Source organism: Burkholderia cepacia complex sp. TUM26381 (assembly GCF_057439935.1).
Map to the genome: position 1 here is coordinate 1,865,272 of NZ_CM172006.1, position 17,764 is coordinate 1,883,035.

Consider the following 17,764-nt stretch of genomic DNA (forward strand, 5'->3'; position numbering starts at 1 on the left):
GGCGCGTGCCTTTCCGTTTCGGAAAGGCTGGTTGAGCATCGATCGATTTTCGCGGTGCGCGAACGCCGTCATGATCGCCGTCATCGACTACACGATTTGATCGGAGACAGCCATGACACGACCCCTCGACGGCATTCGCGTGCTGGAACTCGGCCAACTGATCGCCGGGCCGTTCGCGGGCCGGATGCTCGCCGAATTCGGCGCGGACGTGATCAAGGTGGAGCCGCCCGGCGTCGGCGACCCGCTGCGCAAATGGCGGCTGCTGCACGACGGCACGTCGGTCTGGTGGGCTGCGCAGTCGCGCAACAAGACCTCGCTCACGCTCGACCTGCGCACGCCCGAAGGCCAGGACGTCGTGCGCCGCCTCGTCGCCGAGACCGACGTGCTGATCGAGAATTTCCGGCCCGGCACGCTCGAAGGCTGGGGGCTCGGCTGGGACGCGCTGTCCGCGATCAATCCGGGGCTCGTGATGCTGCGCGTGTCGGGCTTCGGGCAGACGGGCCCGTACCGCGACCGACCCGGCTTCGGCGTGATCGCCGAGGCGATGGGCGGCCTGCGGCACCTGACGGGCGAGCCCGGCCGCACGCCGGTGCGTGTCGGCATCTCGCTTGGCGATTCGCTGTCGGCGCTGCACGGCGTGATCGGCGTGCTGCTCGCGCTGCGGCATCGCGAGCAGCAGGGCGGCAAGGGGCAGGTCGTCGACGTCGCGCTGTACGAATCGGTGTTCAACCTGATGGAAAGCCTGCTGCCCGAATACTCGGCGTTCGGCGCGGTGCGCGCGCCGGCCGGCAGCAGCCTGCCCGGCATCGCGCCGACCAACGCGTACCGCTGCCGCGACGGCAAGTACGCGCTGATCGCCGGCAACGGCGACAGCATCTTCCGGCGTCTGATGGAACTGATCGGCCGGCCCGATCTCGGCAACGATCCCGCGCTCGCGCACAACGACGGGCGCGTCGCACAGGTCGAGCGTATCGACGCGGCGATCGGCGAGTGGAGCGCGCGCCACGATCTCGACGCGGTGCTCGCGGCACTGAACGAAGCACGCATTCCGTCCGGGCGCATCTACGACGTGGCCGACATCGCGGCCGACCCGCACTACCGCGCACGCGACATGATCGTCGACGCCGCGCTGCCCGACGGCACGCCCGTGCTCGTGCCGGGCATCGTGCCGAAACTCGAGGCCACGCCCGGGCGCATCGAGCGTCCGGCGCCCGCGCTCGGCGCGGATACCGACGCGGTACTCGAATCGCTCGGCATCGGTGCCGCGACACGCGACGACTGGCGCACGCGCGGCGTGATCTGAACCGGACTCGGGAGAAGACGACATGAGCACAGCACACAAACGGCTCTACATCCACGAAGTCGCGACGCGCGACGGTTTCCAGAACGAAGCTGCATTCGTCGACACCGACGACAAGATTGCGCTCGTCGACGCGCTGAGCGCGTGCGGCTACGCGAAGATCGAGGTCACGTCGTTCACGTCGCCGAAGGCGATTCCCGCCCTGCGCGACGCGGAGGCCGTGATGCACGGCATCGTGCGCGCACCGGGCGTCGTCTATACGGTGCTCGTGCCGAACGTGCGGGGCGCCGAGCGCGCGCTGTCGTGCGGCGTCGACGAAGTGAACCTCGTGATGTCGATGAGCGAAAGCCACAACCGCGCGAACCTGCGGATGACGCGCGAGCAATCGTTCGCGCAGCTGCGCGACGTGATCGACGCCGTGCGCGGCTCGCGGGTCGCGATCAACGTATCGCTGTCGACCGCGCTGGGGTGTCCGATGGAAGGCGACGTGCCGGCCGAAACGGTGCTGGCATGGATGCAGCGCTTCGCGGATCTCGGCGTGCACGGCTTCACGCTGTGCGACACCACGGGCATGGCATTTCCGTCGCAGGTGCGCGATATGTCCGAACGCGCGCGCGCGCGCTTCCGCGCGCTGCAGCTCACGCTGCATTTCCACAATACGCGCGGGATGGCGCTGGCCAACACGCTCGCGGCGCTCGACGCCGGCATCGACCGCTTCGACGCGTCGCTCGGCGGTCTCGGCGGCTGCCCGTATGCGCCGGGCGCGACCGGCAACGCATGCACCGAGGAACTCGTCCACATGCTCGAACTCGACGGCTACGATACGGGCATCGACCTCGCGGCCGTGCTGGCCGCATCGGCACGCCTGCCCGCGCTGATCGGGCACGACGTGCCGAGCCAGATCCTGAAGGCCGGGCGCCGCTCGGACCTGCACCCGCCGCCGCGCGCCGACGCCGGCGACATGCCCGCGCAACGCGCTTTTTCGTGAACGACAAAAAGGAGCCCATCCCATGGCGCTGATTGACCACCTCGACCATCTCGTACTGACCTGCGTCGATCCGGACAAGACGAAGCATTTCTACACCGAGGTGCTGCAGATGCAGCTCGAAGCCTTCGGCGCCGGCCGCCTCGCGTTCCGCTTCGGTAACCAGAAGATCAACCTGCACGTGCGCGGCGCGGAGTTCGAGCCGAAAGCGCATGTGCCGGTGCCCGGCGCGCTCGACCTGTGCTTCATCGCATCGGTGCCGCTCGACGACGTGATCGCGCACCTGCGGCGCGTCGAATGGCCGATCGTCGAAGGGCCCGTCGAACGCACCGGCGCGACGCAGAAGATCCGCTCGGTCTACGTACGCGATCCCGACCTGAACCTGATCGAGATCTCCGAGCCGATCTGACCGGCAGCGGGCGGCGTGCCCATGCGCGCACGGCATTCACAGTCCTTCGCCGAAAGCGGACAGCTGCGCGCCGCGCCCGCCGATTTCGGATAGCCGGCCGCGGCCGTGCTGCGGATAATGGTGCAACGGCGCCGGCTCAGTCGCCGCCTTCGCAACACGCATGGCGAAGCTGCCCTGCGCATCCGCAACCCGACCCAGGCGCTCCCGGAATGACGATCCTCTATCGCGGCATGGACCGCGCGGCGCTCGACGCCGCGTACCTGAACACGAAGGTTGTTCCCGATTTCCCGGCGCTGCTCGCGTCATGCCAGGCGCGCAGCGCGGCGCTGTACGATGCGACGCCCGGCCGCCGCGACCTGCGTTACGGCGCACACCCTGCGCAACGTTTCGACTGGTTGTCATGCGGGCAACCCGGCGCGCCGCTGTTCGTGTTCATTCACGGCGGCTACTGGCAGCACTGCACGAAAGAGGATTTCGCGTATGCGGCGAGCGGGCCGCTCGCGCACGGCTTCGATGTCATCCTGGCCGAATACACGCTCGCACCGGTCGCGACGATGACCGACATCGTCGCCGAGATCGGCGCGCTGCTCGACCATCTCGCTGCCGACCCCGATGGCCTCGGCACTACGCACCGGCCGATCCACCTGAGCGGCCATTCGGCGGGCGGGCACCTGACGGCCCTGCATCGCGCGCATCCGGCCGTCGTGTCGGCGCTCGCGATCAGTCCGCTCGTCGATCTCGAACCGATCTCGCTGTGCTGCCTGAACGACAAGCTGCAGCTCACCGCGCGCGAAGTCGACGCATGCAGCCCGTTGCGTCATGTCGGGCCCGGTGCGCCGACCGTCGTTGCGGTCGGCGACGCCGAACTGCCCGAACTCATCCGCCAGGCGGACGAGTACGCGGCGGCGTGCGAAGCGGCCGGCGAACGGATCGCACGCACGTGGCTGCCCGGCATGCAGCACTTCGCGGTGCTCGACGATCTCGCGCGGCCGGATGGCGCGATGCTTGCCGCGCTGCAGGCCATCGCGCCGCGCCAGCCGCGCTCCATCGCGACTACGCGGCCGGGCGGCGTATGATCGGCGTCAGGCCCGCGCGATGATGGCGCACGACCCGCATGGCCCTCCCAGGACCCCGACATGGTGAACCCGCTTCATTTCGATCTTCAGTCGCTGCGCGTGTTCGCGCTCGTCGCCGAGCACGGCAGCCTGACGAAGGCGGCCGAACACGGCCAGCTCACGCTGTCTGCGGTCAGCAAGCGCATCGCCGAGCTCGAAAGCGTGACCGGCAGCGCACTGTTCGTCCGGCATGCGCGCGGCGTCGAGCTGACGCCCGCCGGCCGCGCGCTGCTCGACCATGCGGCGAAGGTGATCGAGCAGGTCAACCGGATGGCGCACGAGATGAGCGACTACGTCGCCGGCGTGCGCGGCCACATTCATGTGTGGACCAACACGTCCGCGATCGTCCAGTTCCTGCCCGCCGATCTGGCTGCATTCCTCACCGACAATCCGGGCATCAAGGTGAGCCTGGAGGAGCGACTGAGTCACGAGATCGTCGACGCGCTCGCGTCCGGCAAGGCCGATCTCGGCGTGTTCGCGGACAACGTGCCGGCGCCCGGCATCGAACGGCGGCTGTACCGGCGCGACGAGCTGGTGCTGCTGGTGCCGCGCACGCACCGGTTCGCCGCGCGCGACAGCATCCGCTTCGCGGATACGCTCGACGAGGATTACGTGGGCCTGAGCGACGGCAGTTCGCTGCTCGCGCGCATGACCGACGCCGCGTTCGCGGCCGAGCGCTCGCTGAAACTGCGCATCCAGGTATCGAATTTCGACGGTGTAAGCCGGATGATCGAGGCGGGGCTCGGCATCGGCGTGCTGCCGCGCGATGCGGTGACGGGCGAGCGCGCGGCGCGGCTCGGTGTCGTGAAGCTCGACGATGCGTGGGCCACGCGCACGCTGTGGGTCGGCGTGAAGGCGGGAACCGCGCTGACGACCGACGTCGCGAAACTGTTCGATTTCATGTCGGCGCGCTGAATGCGATGAATCCGCTGAATGCGATGAAACGACGACGCATGGGGCACGGGGCACGCTTGCGCGCCCCCCGTGCCGCTCGCCGCATTACACCGGATTGATCTCATCCTGACTCCGCCGCGTGGTCAGCGGCCCGAGCATGCGCAGCGTCACCGCGACGATGCCAAGCGCGCCCGAGATCACGCCGAACATCGCGCCCGCCCCGTAGCTGCCGAGCACCGGCAACAACACGAACGGCAGTGCGCCGCTGACGATCCGCGACAGCGCATAGGTACTGCCGATCGCCGTCGAGCGCACGCGGGCCGGAAAAATCTCGGCCTGGTACACGTGATAGGCGTTGCTGAACACGTTCGATGCGCAGGTCGTCAGGAACCCGAAGCCGACGATCAGCACGGTATTGCCCGAGTACGCGAAGCACATCCCGAATACCGCGATCGACAGGATCGACACGATCACGAGCGTGCGGCGTTCGATCCAGTTCAACAGCGGAATCGACAGCAGCGAGCCGATCGGGTAGCCGATGAACGACAGCGCGATGAACAGCGTGCTGTCCGTCACGTCGAAGCCGCGGCTCTTCACGACCGTGCCGGCCAGCGTACCGAACCCGTAGTAACCGAAGCCCTGGAACAGGTGAAAGACCGCAAGCATCAGGTAGCGCGCGCCATATGGCTGGCGGCGCAGCAGCGCGATGCGCGCACCGAGCCCGAGCGGCCGCTGCGGCTCGACCGGTTCCGCGAACTGGTCGGGCACGCGCACGCCCGCGCTCTCCGCGAAACGGCGCAGCGCCGCGTGCGCGTCGGCGGTGCGGCCTTGCGCGAGCAGCCAGCGCGGGCTCTCCGGCAGGCGGTGCTGGACGAGCAGCACGTACACGGCGCCGAGGCTGCCGATCGCGAGAATGATGCGCCAGCCGGCCACGCCGGCCACATGCAGCGGGTTCAGCCACAGCGCGAGGAAGCCGACGAGCGGCACCGCGACATACGAGGTCGTGTAGGCCCACGCGGCGAGCCGCCCGCGCTTGTCTTTCGGCAGGATTTCGGACAGGAAGCTGTCGGCGACCGGGTAGATCGCGCCGACGCCGATGCCCGTCAGGAACCGGCATGCGACGAGCATGTCGGCGTTCACCGAAAACGCGCCGACCAGCGAGAACGCGCTGTACCACAAGAGCGTCAGCAGGAACGCCTTGCGCCGGCCGATGCGGTCGGCGAGGCTGCCGAGGCACATCGCGCCGACGAACATGCCGATGAAAGCAGAGGCCAGCAGCAGCTTGAAATCGGCGCTTTGCCGGCTCAGCCCGTATTCGTTCTGCAACGCGGAGCCGATCGTGCTGACGAGGAAGATCTCGAACATGTCGAAGAACAGCCCGATGCCGATCACCCAGACGACGAACCGGTGCAATGCGCCGACCGGCAGGTCGTCCATGAAATCGCCGAGCGTGACGCGACGTGCGGGCAGGGCCGCCGCATCGGCACCGACGCCGGAAGAGGCGGCCGGCAGTCGGGCGGACGCGGGTCCGCCCGCGTTGCCGCCGAGATCGAGGGATTGGCTGTTCATCGTGTCTCCTGATTTTCGATATGCCGTGGCGCGCAGCCCGGCCGTTCGCGGCCGGCGTGGTGCGTCCGGCTGCACGACGCGGCGACAGACATGGCAAGGCCCGTGAAAGGGCCGGCCTTGAGGGGTGCGCCGATCGTCCGACACATGGTGGGCAAATCGGCGGCGCGTGATAATTGCGGATGTTTCAAGCGTCCTTTCCCGGGCAGAAAGGGTAGGGAACGCGCGGCAGCCCGGATTCGCGCGGCAGGCCGTTGCAGCCTGCGTGACACGCGGTGGCGTACCGGAAGCGGTACGTCGCCGCGCACCCTGACTGGCCGGGAAAACCATGAGGCCCGTCGCGTGGCCGCCGGTGCAACCGCCGCCGACAGCCACACCGCCGTGCTCAATCGGCCGGCACGAACGCCGGCCCATGAAACACGCGCACGGGGTTCCCGCGCTCCAGCGCAAAGTGCTGCATCCGCCGCTGACGGCGCGCGTCCGACGCGTGACAGTCGGCTTCCTGCTGCAAGCGCACCTGCAGCAACTGCAGCGCCAGACGCTTGTTCGCGTGCTGGCTGCGCTCGCTTTCCACGCGCACCGACAGGCCGGTCGCGACATGCGTCGCGCGGATGGCCGAGCTCGTCTTGTTCACGTGCTGGCCGCCCGGCCCGCGTGCGCGCATCGCTTCGAACCGCACGTCGCCGTCCGGCAGCGGCTGCGCATCCGCACAGCGCGTGACGCCGATGAACCAGTTCTTGCGCGGATGGCGCAACCGGTACGGGCTCGCGCAAATCCACTGCAGCGTGCCCGTCCACCGGTCCGCGAGCGCCTGCGCCGCCTTGCCATCGAGATCGAACAGCGCCGAGCGCAGCGTGCCGGGCCGTTCGCCCGGCTGTGCATCGAGCACCGTCACGACCACACGCCGCGCATCGGCTTCCGCCTGCAGGCGCCGCAACGCGTGAGCCGCGGCGAGCTGGCATTCGAGCGGGCCGTGCGCCGAGGAAATCTGCATCAGCATCGGCAGCCCTCCCCGGACGTCTTGTAGGTCAGCACCGGCGCGAGCCGGGCCAGCCGGCGCAGCAGCCCGGCCGCCTCGAGCGCGTCCACGACGCTGTCGATCGGCTTGTACGCCTGCGGCGCTTCCTCGTACAGCAGTTCGCGGTCTTCGCAGACGACGTGGCTGCCGAGCGGCGTGCGCGTGAGCTGCGACGGCGTGAAGCGCCGCTCGAGGCGGCCCTTGCAGTCGCCGCGCGCCCACTTGCGGCCCGCACCATGCGCGAGCGACGCGAGGCTCGCCGCATCGTCGGGCCGCACCGGCGCGACGAGGTAGCTGTAGTCGCCGCGCGACCCGGGAATCACGACGGGCCCCGAGTCGGCCGGCGTCGCGCCTTTGCGATGCAGCCAGCCCGGTTCGCCGTCGACGCTCGCCCGGCTCACTAGGTTGTGGTTCACGTCGAGCACGCACCGGCCGTCGCTGCGCCAGCGCGCCAGCATGCGCCGCGCGATCAGATCGCGATTCGCGATCGCATAGCGCAACGCCGCATCGTGACGCGCGAGGTACGCCGTGCACGCAGCATCCGTCTCGTCGAGGCCGTTGTAGCCGTGCTCACGCATGTGCTGCTCGAGAATCGACTGGCCGAAGCCGCGCGACCCGCTGTGCACGAGCAGCAACAGGCGGTCGCGATCGAGACCGAGCGCCGCGACCGCCTCGGCGTCGTACACCGTGTCGATCCGCTGCGCCTCCGCGAAATGATTGCCGCTGCCGATCGTGCCGAGCGACGCCGCGAACGGATGATCCGCGAATCCGGCGGCCGCGATCAGCGGCTGCCAGCCGGCATCGGGCGCGGCGTCGATCGAGCCGAGCCGGCTCGCGAGCTTCGACGCGCCGACGCGCCGCGTATCGAGCGCGGTTTGCCATAGCGCCATCCCGCAGCCGATGTCGCCGCCGATCAGCGCCGGATACAGCCGGCCCGTCGAAAAGAACGCCGCGCCGACCGGGTAGCCGCGTCCGGGGTGAAGATCGGGCATGCCGGCGACGCGCCGCATGCCGGGGAGGGTGGCAGCCAGTTCGAGCTGCCGGATGGCCTCACCTTCGATCCAGGTGGTCGGACAAGCGCACAACGTGATGCGCTCGCCCAGGTATTGCATGGAATTGCCCATGGAGGTTTCCGTTCGATGAAAAGGAAGAACGGCGGGCCATGGCGCGGGCAGCGCACGCATGCGCTGCCCGACATCGGAAGTCGGGAGGAGGGCGGCACGGCCGGATCGGGACGATCCGGCGCATCGCCGTGACGGCGATGCGCGGTGCTGCGTAGCGTGAACGATGAAACGAACGGACGCGAAAAACCCGAACTACGACCCGCGACGGGAGAAGCGTTGGCGTGTCGTCATGATTTTCTTCTCCTTGCGAGTGAGGGGTTGATCGGAATGGCGGCGACTCTAGCATGCACACAACGGGCGCAGCAAGCGGGCGACGCGATGCGTCCGATCGATTCGATGCTCGTTGTGGCGAAAAACACACACATAGGAATCCGGATCATTCGCGCATCGATCGTACGTGTGACGTACCGCTGCAGGCATTCAACGGCTGCGGGCCACCGCAACGCGAGCGTCCGGTCGCGCTTGACAGCACATAAGCCGTTTCGTAGCATCCGCCTGCTTCATCCCAGAACCCTCATCGAACCGGTGATCCAAGTGCCCGCAAACATTCGTCCCTTCGCCTGATACGCCGACGACTGCCGTCCCGGCCGCGTGTCGTCCTGCCCGTTTCCGTCTGCCTCGCAGCGCCGGAACCGTCATCGCAGGGCCGCGCCCGGACTCGCACTGACACCGTAACGCACACCCATCCGTTCGTTCACGTCGTCGGCTTTTTCCCTGTTTCCGGAGAAAGACCATGACGCTGGATTTTCGCGCCTACGCGCAATCGCTCGACCTCGCCCGTTACCCGCGCACGCCGCATCTTGAAGGATCGCGCCTGCAGAACGGCGACGAAGGTCACGACCACATTCCGTATCGCACCCTCGCGGGCGCGCACATCGTCGTCGAGGAAAAGCTCGACGGCGCGAACACGGGCATCAGCTTCAGTCCGGCCGGCGAACTGCTGCTGCAGTCGCGCGGCCACTATCTGGCCGGCGGCGGCCGCGAGCGGCAATTCGGGTTCTTGAAGACCTGGGCGGCCGCCCATGCCGGCTGGCTGCTCGAGCGCCTCGGCGATCGCTACGTGATGTACGGCGAAACGATGAGCAAGAAGCACGCGGTGTTCTACGACGCGCTGCCGCATCACTTCTTCGAATTCGACGTGTTCGACCGTGCGACGGATCGCTTCCTGTCGACGCCTGCGCGGCGCACGCTGCTCGCCGACGGGCCCGTGCTGTCGGTACCCGTGCTGTACGAAGGCATTGCACCGGCGCGGCTCGCCGACCTGAAAGCGCTGCTCGGCCCGTCGCTCGCGAAGACGCCGGACTGGCGCCGCGCATTCGAGGAAACCGTGCGGCGGCAGGGGCTCGACCTCGCGCGCGCCTGGCAGCAGTGCGACAAGTCGGAGCGCTCCGAAGGGCTCTACGTGAAAGTCGAGACCGACGACGCGACGACCGCGCGCCTGAAGTGGGTGCGCCACGATTTCGTGCAGGCGATTCTCGAGTCCGCGCGCCATCACTCGGAACAGCCGTTCATCCCGAACCTGCTCGCACCCGATGTCGACCTGTATGCGCCGCATCCGACGGTGACGTGGCCATCGGCCCCGGCCGCGCGGCCGAACAAATGAATACGGGACGGCCTCGCGCCGTTTCGGAAGGAGTCTTGATCATGAAGTACGAACAGCTGCAGGCACTCGTGCCTGCGCCCGGCCGGCAGCCGGACTATCGCGCGTGTCTCGCGGCGTTTCCCGCGCTCGAACACGCGAAAACGACACCGCAAGAGCCCGCGCATCACGGTGAAGGCGACGTGTGGACGCATACGATGATGGTGATCGATGCGCTGCTCGCGTTGCCCGGCTATCAGGCCGCGTCGCGCGCCGACCGGGAAATCGTGTTCCTGGCCGCGCTGCTGCACGACATCGCGAAAGCGGGCACGACGGTCATCGATCCCGTCACCGGTGCGATCGGCCATCCCGGCCACTCGCGCAAAGGGGCGATCGATGCGCGCATCGCGCTGTGGGACGCCGGCATGCCGTTCGCGGCGCGCGAGGCGGTTTGCCGAATGATCGCCGTGCATCAGGTGCCGTTTTTCGCGATGAGCGGGTCGCGCCGCGGCACACCCGAGTTCATCGCGCGCGAGCTGTCGTGGCAGGTCGGCATTCCGCTCCTGTGCCTGCTCGCGGAAGCCGACATCCGCGGGCGCATCTGCGACGACACGCAACGCGTACTCGACAACATCGAACTGTTGCGCGAGCTGGCGCGGGAGGACGGTTGTTACGGCCAGCCGCGTACGTTCACCGACGCGCATACGGCGCTCAGCTACTTCCGAGGTGCGGACGTGCATCCCGACTATCCGCTGTTCCGCACGCCGGGCTCGCAGGTCGTCGTGATGTCGGGCCTGCCGGCATCGGGCAAGAACACGTGGGTTGCGCGGCATCATCCGGATCTGCCGGTCGTGTCGTTCGACGATGCGCGCGATGCGTTGGGGCTGCGTCACGGCCAGAACGAGGGGGCGGTCGCGCACCATGCGGTCGACGCTGCGAAGGCGCTGTTGCGCGAGCAGCGGCCATTCGTATGGAATGCGACGAACCTGTCGCCGCTGATGCGCAAGAAGACGCTCGACCTGCTGTATGCGTACGGCGCCGACGTGACGCTCGTCTACCTCGAACAGCCGCGCGCGGAACTGTTGCGCCGCAATGCGCGGCGCGACACGTCGCTGACGAACCGTGCACTCGAGGCGATGCTGCTGCGCTGGGATCTGCCGCTGCCGACAGAAGCGCACGCGGTGCGGTACGAAGTCTGACGCGGCACTGTCGCGGTGCGCGCCGGTACGCCGCAAGTCACTGCGGCGTACCGGCGACGCGCATCATTTCAGGTCCGGATTCTGCTGTGTCGCGCACGCGCGCAGCGCGGTGACCCGATCGTTCTTGCCCAGCTTCTCGAACAGATCGGCCATCTCCATCTGCGCCACGGGATCGCCTTCGCGTGCCGCGCGCCAGCGCAGCGACGCGATCATCCCGCGCATGCGCTCGCCGGGCGTTTCGCCGTCGTAACCCGACATCGCCTGCAGCACGTCCGCAAGCTTGTTGTAGCCGGCCGGCACGTGATGCGCGAGCAACCATGCAATCGCCGGCTGCGCGCCTTCCCAGTCTTCGTCCTCGAGCGAACTGTTCACCAGACGCGCGGCCGCACGCCATGAGCCGAGCGACGCGGCCTTTGCGTAGGCCTTGTCCGCGTCGCGGCCGCGTGATGACGGCGCCGCATCGAACGCAGCCTGTGCAGCGTCCGACGGCGGCGGCAGCGCGAGCTTCGTGCATTGGAACGCGCCCGCATCGGGCGTGTTGCCCGGCAGGCCGGCCCAGTGCACCTGATCCTTCAACGTGCGATCGAGCGTCGGCCGCACGTCGCTTTCCTTCATCGACGCGAACACCCAGTCGGTACGCACATGGCGTGCGGCGTCCCAGTCGCTTTCGGCTGCGGCGGGTTGCGCGAATGCGAGGCAAGCGGCCACGCAGCCCATCCGGAACAGGTTTCGGCCAAGCGATTCCATCATCGATGCCGGCCTCAATGCGCGACGATGATGAATGCCGTGAGCGCGATCGGGAACAACGCCAGGCCAAGCAGGCCCACTGCGCCGTCGGCCGCAATCGTGACCGGCGACATCGCGAGCTTCGCGCCCTGGCCGAGCAGCGACGGCCGCTCGATGACCTTGACGTTGTAAGAATGATTGAACGCCTGCGGAATCGACGACGGCGTAACGTCGTTCGGCTGGTAACGCTTGCCGCTGATCGTGCCGCGCTCGGTCAGCTTGTAGCGCTCGTCCTTGAAACCGTCGGCGAGCGCCCGCGCGCGCAGTTCGGAGCCGGGGGGGGCGTCCTCGCTCGAAAGCTGCAGGATGTAACGCCCGGAGATCTTGTCGCCGTGCGTCTCGAAATCGTCGAAATCGGTATCCAGCTTGGGGCGATAGGGCGCCGTGAGGTTGACGGCGAGGGCCGGCGGCACATCGAAGATGTAGTGGTACTGCTTGCCGATCACGACAAGTTTCTTCCCGTCGGCGCTGATCAGAAACGCCGACAGCGTTTCCCGGTATTCCGGATCCTTCATCATGCGATTGGTGATCGGGCCGATATTGACGTCGGAGCAGGCGGCAAGCATGCCGGACGCCGCCACGGCGGGCAGCGCGAGGAATGTTCTTCTTTTCATGAATGCTGTGATGGTGTTGTTGGTTTTTGACAGCGGAGCCGCATGAATGTCGGGCGAAGCGTTCGGTGAACGCTGCGCGCTGACGGCCTTGGATGCGGTTTCTCCGTCCGCTATTCTAGGGGTGAAACCGGAAATGCGATACGTGCGGCCCATGCGACCCGCCAAGCTCGCGCGTCGGCCATCAACAGGAGGCAGGCAACATGAATCAACCGACCAACAACCGGACACTGTTGCGCACGCTCGGCATCCGCGCACCGATCGTCCAGGCGCCGATGGCCGGCGTCAGCACGCCGGCACTGGCCGCCGCCGTGTCGAACGCGGGCGGGCTCGGCTCGCTCGGTGTCGGCGCGACCGACGCCGACGGCGCACGCAAGATGATCCGCGACACGCGTGCGCTCACCGACCGGCCGTTCAACATCAACGTGTTCTGCCACAGTCCGGCCCATGCCGATGCCGCCGTCGAACGCGCGTGGCTCGACTGGCTCGCGCCGGTGTTCCGCGAATACGGCGCAACGCCGCCCGCGTCGCTGTCGGAGATCTACACGAGCTTCGTCGCGGACGACGCGATGCAGGCGATGCTCGTCGAAGAAAAGCCGGCCGTCGTCAGCTTCCATTTCGGGCTGCCGTCCGCGGACGTGATCGCTGCGCTGAAGCGCGCGGGCATCACGCTGTTCGCCGCCGCGACGAATCTCGACGAGGCACGCGAGATCGCCGCCGCCGGCATCGACGCGATCGTCGCACAGGGCATCGAAGCGGGCGGGCATCGCGGCGTGTTCGATTCGAGCGCGCACGACGATCGCCTCGGCACGTTCGCGCTGACGCGCCTGATCGTGCGCGAATGCGCACTGCCCGTGATCGCCGCCGGCGGCATCATGGACGGCGAAGGCATTGCCGCTGCGCTCGCGCTCGGCGCGCAGGCCGCGCAACTCGGCACCGCGTTCGTCGCGTGCCCGGAGACGTCGATCGACGACGGCTATCGCCGCGCGATCCTTGGCGACGCAGCGCGCCGCACGACGTTCACGCGCGCGATCTCGGGCCGGGTCGCCCGCGGCATCGCGAACCGGCTGACCGCGCTCGGCGACGACCCGCACGCACCGGCCACGCCCGCGTATCCGATCGCGTACGACGCGGGCAAGGCGCTGCATGCTGCCGCGAAGGCAAAGGGCGAATTCGGTTACGGCGCGCAATGGGCCGGGCAGGCGGCACCGCTCGTTCGCGCGCTGCCGGCCGCCGAGCTGTTCGCCGCACTCGAACGCGAAACGCGCGCGGCGATCGAACGGCTGCAACACGCGCTGGACTGATCGCGCCGGCCGCAGATTTGCAATGTTCTGTATCTGCGCTGGCGGCGGATACAGCGCGATACAACGCCCGCGCGCGGGTTCGCTATAAAGCAGGCATGACCTTTTCCGGAGCGTGTCATGTCTGCCACCTGGTTCAAGGGGTCCTGCCATTGCGGGGCCGTCAAGTTCGAAGTCAGAGCGGCCATTGCGCCAGCCGTGCGCTGCAACTGCAGCCTGTGCCGCCGGCGCGGCGCGCTGATGAGCCCGATGTTCGCCGCCGCCGGCCTGACGATCGTCGAAGGCGAGGTCGCGCTGACGTGCTATCGCTTCAACACGCACACGGCCCGCCATTATTTCTGCAGCCGATGCGGCGTCTATCCGTTCCATCAGACCCGCAAGGACCCGGCATGCTGGCGCGTCAATCTCGGCTGCCTCGACGGCATCGATCCGTATGCGCTCGACGCGACGGTCGCCGACGGCGCGAGCCTCTCGGTCGTGGAGGACGCATGAAACGCTGGTTGATGATCCTGCTGTTTGCCGCGGGCGGGCTCGCGACCGAAATCGCGCATCCGGTGCAATGCTCGTTGCTGTCGGTCAGCCGTCAGCAAGCCGGCAAGCGCCGCACGCAGCGCTGAGCACGCGTCGGGCCGGTGCATCGCGGCCGATTAACATGCTTCCGATAAAATCGCATGCGATATATAATGCGGTTGTCTGCGACCGTTCGCGTCGCTGGAGGAAGTTCATGAAACCGACCGAAACCCCGCCGCCCGCCGCGCCGAAGCTGTCCGAGTTCCTGTGCTTTGCGATCTACTCGGCGAATCTTGCGTTCGGCAAGGCCTACAAACCGATCCTCGACGAACTCGGCCTCACGTACACGCAGTACATCACGATCATTGCGCTGTGGGAGCAGGACAACCAGACCGTCGGCCAGCTCGGCGAGAAGCTGTTTCTCGAATCCAACACGCTGACGCCGATCCTGAAGAAGCTCGAGGCAATGGGCTACCTGGAGCGGCATCGCGATCCGTCCGACGAACGCCAGGTGCTCGTCAGCCTGACGAAGAGCGGCCGCCGCGTGCGCGAGAAGGGGCTCGACATGAATCTGGTCGAAGCCACCGGGTTGAAGCCAGACGAATTCGCGAAGGTGCGGAAGGCGATCGTCACGCTGCGCGGCAACCTGATCCGTTCGACCGAAGCATAAGCCGATGAACCATCGGCGGCCGGCGCATACGTCGCGTCGGCCGCGTCGTCATGCGTGCGCGTCGCCCAGCACCAGCAGGCGCATCTCGCGGCGCACGTCGAAACCGAGCGCGACGTAGCGCTCAATCGCAACCTGGTTCGTCGTGAGGACATGCAGGAAAGGCGTTTCCGACCGTGCGGCAATCGACGCAATCAACGACCGGATCAAGCGCGCCGCAAGACCTTGCCGCCGAAACGCGGCGTCCACGCACACGGCGCTGATCTCCGTGTAGCCATCGAGCTGCATCCGCTCGCCGGCCATCGCGGCCAGCCGGCCTCCGCTGCGCACGCCGATGTAGCGGCCGAGCTCGAATGTACGCGGGCCGAACGGGCCCGGCTGCGCGGCGGCGGTCAGTGCGAGCATGTCCGGTACATCGGCTTCGCCGAGCGTGACATGCTCCGATTCATACGCCGGATCGGGCGTTCCTTGCCAGACCATTTGCAACAGCGTCGCGCGCCGGATCACCGGCAATCCCGCCGGCGGCTCGATCTCGTCCGGCGTGACGAGGGCCGTTGGCCCGTGCGCGGCAACCAGTTCGGACAGCGCGCCGAACGACGCTGCACTCGTGTCGGCGATCGCGGCAAATGGCGCAATGGCCGCCGGAAACCGCCACGCGCGGTCATTGCCGAGCGCAAAGCGGCGCTGCTTGCCCGTGAGTGCGTTCCAGGCAACGCGGTCGAGCACGTGCGTTTCGCCTGTCGCGTTTCCGGTCGTGGCATCCGGCATCGGCTGCTCCTCGAATGAAGATGGGGTGGCGCACAGCATAGACCGGGATTGGCCGGGCAGGGAGCGCTGTCGATTCAAATTCCGCCGCCTCCAACAACAAAAAGCGCATGCGATTACATCGCATGCGCTTTATTTGACGGCGGTTGGCGACCGGTTTCGTCGCGCCACGCTCAATGGCCGAAATAAACCGAGCGCTCGACCGTGCGAGCCACGTTGCTGCTGCCGGACTGCGTCGCGCCGCTGGCGTCGCTGCCGTAACCGGCTGCCTGCGTGTCGGCCGCGACGGCACCGCTGTCGTGAATCCGGTTCAGCGCCGCCTGGATATTGTCCGGGTAGTTCGGATCGTTGGGACGGTTCGGCAGGTAGCCGGCCTTCTGCAGCGCGGCCAGTTCCGCACGCAGTTGCGCACGGGTGACGGTGCTTTCGCCGGCGAACGCCGGTGCGGCGACGGAGGCCGATACGGCAACGAGGAGGGCGGCAATCAGTTGGGGCTTCATCATTTACCTCGACAGGGAAACAGGCATTCGGGGGTCGCGCACCGCACGCCGGCCATCGGCGCCGTTCGCGGTTTCATTCAATGACCGAAGTAGATCGAACGTTCGGCGATGCGCGTCGCAGGCCGGCTGCCCGACTGCGTCGTGGCGGCAGCGTCGCGGCCGTAACCGGACGATGCGGAAGGTTCGGCCGCCACGGCGTCGTTTGCGTGAATGCGTGTCAATGCGGCCTGCAGGTCGTCCGGGTAATGCGGATCATTCGCGCGGCCCGGACGGTAGCCGGCCTGTTCGAGCTGGACGAGCTCGGCACGCACCTGCGCGCGGGACACGACGGCCTGGCCGGCGAACGCCGGTGCGGCAGCGGAAGCGGAAACAGCGACGAGCAGGGCAGCGATCAAGCGGGTTTTCATCATTCACCTCGACAAAATGGAAACTGGAAAGGAATCAGGGGGCACGTACCGGCGCGACGCTCAATGACCGAAGTACACCGAGCGCTCGGCCACGCTGACTGCAGGCCGGCGGCCCGATTGCGTCGCGGCGGCGCCGTTGCTGCCGTAGCCGGACACCGGCACGTTGGCCGCGACGGCATCGTCGGCATGGATCTGCGTCAACGCGGCCTGCAGATCGTTCGGGTAGGTCGCGTCGGTGGCACGGTTCAGCGGATAGCCGGCCTGTTGAAGCTGCGCGAGTTCGGCACGCACCTGCGCACGCGTCACGGTCGTTTCGTTGGCAAACGCCGGTGCGGCAACAGCGGCTGATACCGCGACGAGCAGGGCAGCGATCAATTGGACTTTCATCATTCACCTCGATAGAAAAGGAATCGGAGCTTCGGCAGGGCAGCGCTCGGCCGCCCGACATAAGTTCAGGCGATACGGATGTCGACGTCGATGTTGCCGCGCGTCGCTTTCGAGTACGGGCAGGTCTGGTGCGCGGCGTCGACGATCTGTTGCGCGACCTCGCGATCGAGCCCCGGCACGCTCACGTTCAGCCGGGCCTGCAGGAAGTACGCGTTGCCGCCGGTGCCGAGATCCACTTCGGCGTCGACCGCGAGACCGGCCGGCAGCGTCACCTTCGCGGCACGCGCCGCAAGCTGCATCGCGCCGATGAAGCAAGCCGACCAGCCGGCCGCGAACAGCTGTTCCGGGTTGGTGCCGGTGCCGGCGCTGCCCGGCGACGACAACTGGATGTCGAGGCGGCCGTCGGAACTGCGGGCCGCACCGTCGCGGCCACCGGAAGTCGTATGCGTCTTGCCCGTGTACAGCACTTTTTCGATCTTGCTCATCATTTGCTCCGTCAGTTGAGGTTTGTATCAGATGCGATTCGATCGCATGCGACGCAGTTTGGTCCCGGCGGCCGATCGCGTCAAGCGCATTCGATTAAATCGCATGCGATATTTTGTATTTCAATGTATCTGGAGTGTGTAGCGCCTTGCCGGACA

Annotated in this window: 21 protein-coding genes; 11 read left to right on the forward strand and 10 right to left on the reverse strand. The window is 67.5% G+C overall.

Annotated features, from left to right (window positions below; translation table 11 throughout):
- Positions 1 to 112 precede the first annotated feature (112 nt).
- From ACWMMN_RS08725 to ACWMMN_RS08745, 5 genes are all read left to right on the forward strand, one after another.
- A complete protein-coding gene (locus ACWMMN_RS08725) occupies positions 113 to 1,303 on the forward strand; it encodes a CaiB/BaiF CoA transferase family protein (protein WP_174991509.1) in 1,191 nt (396 codons plus the stop codon).
- A 22-nt stretch (positions 1,304 to 1,325) separates the two neighbouring features.
- On the forward strand, positions 1,326 to 2,288 hold the full coding sequence (locus ACWMMN_RS08730) for a hydroxymethylglutaryl-CoA lyase (RefSeq protein ID WP_059234162.1): 963 nt from the start codon (positions 1,326 to 1,328) through the stop codon (positions 2,286 to 2,288).
- Positions 2,289 to 2,310: 22 nt separating this feature from the next.
- Entirely contained in the window at positions 2,311 to 2,694 is a 384-nt protein-coding gene (locus ACWMMN_RS08735; RefSeq protein WP_059234161.1) for a VOC family protein, read from the forward strand.
- Between the two features lie 209 nt (positions 2,695 to 2,903).
- The gene (locus ACWMMN_RS08740; protein WP_340624126.1) at positions 2,904 to 3,770 is read left to right on the forward strand and encodes an alpha/beta hydrolase; all 867 of its coding nucleotides are present in this window, start codon (positions 2,904 to 2,906) and stop codon (positions 3,768 to 3,770) included.
- Positions 3,771 to 3,830: 60 nt separating this feature from the next.
- Positions 3,831 to 4,724 carry a LysR family transcriptional regulator gene (locus ACWMMN_RS08745; RefSeq protein WP_059234159.1) on the forward strand — a complete coding sequence of 298 codons (894 nt, stop codon included), beginning with the start codon at positions 3,831 to 3,833 and terminating at the stop codon, positions 4,722 to 4,724.
- A gap of 84 nt (positions 4,725 to 4,808) precedes the next feature.
- Here the strand turns inward: ACWMMN_RS08745 and ACWMMN_RS08750 are convergent, their stop codons facing one another.
- The 3 genes from ACWMMN_RS08750 to ACWMMN_RS08760 all read right to left on the reverse strand — a co-directional run bounded on the left by ACWMMN_RS08750 (position 4,809) and on the right by ACWMMN_RS08760 (position 8,411).
- Positions 4,809 to 6,272: an MFS transporter gene (locus tag ACWMMN_RS08750; RefSeq protein WP_340624127.1), complete on the reverse strand. Its 1,464-nt coding sequence runs from the start codon at positions 6,270 to 6,272 to the stop codon at positions 4,809 to 4,811.
- Between the two features lie 382 nt (positions 6,273 to 6,654).
- Positions 6,655 to 7,263, reverse strand: a complete 609-nt coding sequence (gene prfH / locus ACWMMN_RS08755) for a peptide chain release factor H (RefSeq protein WP_486422572.1) — start codon at positions 7,261 to 7,263, stop codon at positions 6,655 to 6,657.
- Entirely contained in the window at positions 7,263 to 8,411 is a 1,149-nt protein-coding gene (locus tag ACWMMN_RS08760) for an RNA ligase RtcB family protein (RefSeq protein WP_059234156.1), read from the reverse strand. Before ACWMMN_RS08760 ends, prfH begins: the two co-directional genes overlap by 1 nt.
- Positions 8,412 to 9,144: 733 nt before the next feature.
- Here ACWMMN_RS08760 and ACWMMN_RS08765 point away from each other — a divergent pair.
- Both ACWMMN_RS08765 and ACWMMN_RS08770 read left to right on the forward strand, forming a co-directional pair.
- Positions 9,145 to 10,014, forward strand: a complete 870-nt coding sequence (locus ACWMMN_RS08765; protein WP_486422573.1) for an RNA ligase family protein — start codon at positions 9,145 to 9,147, stop codon at positions 10,012 to 10,014.
- Between the two features lie 41 nt (positions 10,015 to 10,055).
- Complete coding sequence (locus ACWMMN_RS08770) at positions 10,056 to 11,189, forward strand: AAA family ATPase (RefSeq protein WP_174991514.1); 1,134 nt, start codon at positions 10,056 to 10,058, stop codon at positions 11,187 to 11,189.
- A 63-nt stretch (positions 11,190 to 11,252) separates the two neighbouring features.
- Here ACWMMN_RS08770 and ACWMMN_RS08775 read toward each other — a convergent pair whose 3' ends face one another.
- A complete protein-coding gene (locus tag ACWMMN_RS08775; RefSeq protein WP_486422574.1) occupies positions 11,253 to 11,939 on the reverse strand; it encodes a hypothetical protein in 687 nt (228 codons plus the stop codon).
- An 11-nt stretch (positions 11,940 to 11,950) separates the two neighbouring features.
- Complete coding sequence (locus ACWMMN_RS08780; RefSeq protein WP_226196451.1) at positions 11,951 to 12,742, reverse strand: 5-formyltetrahydrofolate cyclo-ligase; 792 nt, start codon at positions 12,740 to 12,742, stop codon at positions 11,951 to 11,953.
- Positions 12,743 to 12,789: 47 nt separating this feature from the next.
- On the opposite strand from ACWMMN_RS08780, the gene ACWMMN_RS08785 reads away from it, so the two are divergent.
- The 4 genes from ACWMMN_RS08785 (at position 12,790) to ACWMMN_RS08800 (ending at position 15,067) form a co-directional block, all read left to right on the forward strand.
- Positions 12,790 to 13,890, forward strand: coding sequence for an NAD(P)H-dependent flavin oxidoreductase (locus ACWMMN_RS08785; protein ID WP_486422575.1), 1,101 nt, complete (start codon positions 12,790 to 12,792; stop codon positions 13,888 to 13,890).
- Between the two features lie 117 nt (positions 13,891 to 14,007).
- Entirely contained in the window at positions 14,008 to 14,379 is a 372-nt protein-coding gene (locus ACWMMN_RS08790) for a GFA family protein (protein WP_486422576.1), read from the forward strand.
- Positions 14,376 to 14,504: a hypothetical protein gene (locus ACWMMN_RS08795; RefSeq protein WP_256084876.1), complete on the forward strand. Its 129-nt coding sequence runs from the start codon at positions 14,376 to 14,378 to the stop codon at positions 14,502 to 14,504. Before ACWMMN_RS08790 ends, ACWMMN_RS08795 begins: the two co-directional genes overlap by 4 nt.
- Positions 14,505 to 14,611: 107 nt before the next feature.
- Positions 14,612 to 15,067, forward strand: coding sequence for a MarR family winged helix-turn-helix transcriptional regulator (locus ACWMMN_RS08800; RefSeq protein WP_486422577.1), 456 nt, complete (start codon positions 14,612 to 14,614; stop codon positions 15,065 to 15,067).
- Positions 15,068 to 15,115: 48 nt separating this feature from the next.
- Here the strand turns inward: ACWMMN_RS08800 and ACWMMN_RS08805 are convergent, their stop codons facing one another.
- From ACWMMN_RS08805 to ACWMMN_RS08825, 5 genes are all read right to left on the reverse strand, one after another.
- Positions 15,116 to 15,832: a GNAT family N-acetyltransferase gene (locus ACWMMN_RS08805; RefSeq protein ID WP_256084877.1), complete on the reverse strand. Its 717-nt coding sequence runs from the start codon at positions 15,830 to 15,832 to the stop codon at positions 15,116 to 15,118.
- 170 nt (positions 15,833 to 16,002) lie between these two features.
- On the reverse strand, positions 16,003 to 16,332 hold the full coding sequence (locus ACWMMN_RS08810) for a DUF4148 domain-containing protein (protein ID WP_486422578.1): 330 nt from the start codon (positions 16,330 to 16,332) through the stop codon (positions 16,003 to 16,005).
- A 74-nt stretch (positions 16,333 to 16,406) separates the two neighbouring features.
- Positions 16,407 to 16,736: a DUF4148 domain-containing protein gene (locus ACWMMN_RS08815; protein WP_059236755.1), complete on the reverse strand. Its 330-nt coding sequence runs from the start codon at positions 16,734 to 16,736 to the stop codon at positions 16,407 to 16,409.
- 60 nt (positions 16,737 to 16,796) lie between these two features.
- A complete protein-coding gene (locus ACWMMN_RS08820; RefSeq protein ID WP_486422579.1) occupies positions 16,797 to 17,126 on the reverse strand; it encodes a DUF4148 domain-containing protein in 330 nt (109 codons plus the stop codon).
- 62 nt (positions 17,127 to 17,188) lie between these two features.
- Entirely contained in the window at positions 17,189 to 17,608 is a 420-nt protein-coding gene (locus ACWMMN_RS08825; RefSeq protein ID WP_059236751.1) for an organic hydroperoxide resistance protein, read from the reverse strand.
- Between the last annotated feature and the right edge of the window lie 156 nt (positions 17,609 to 17,764).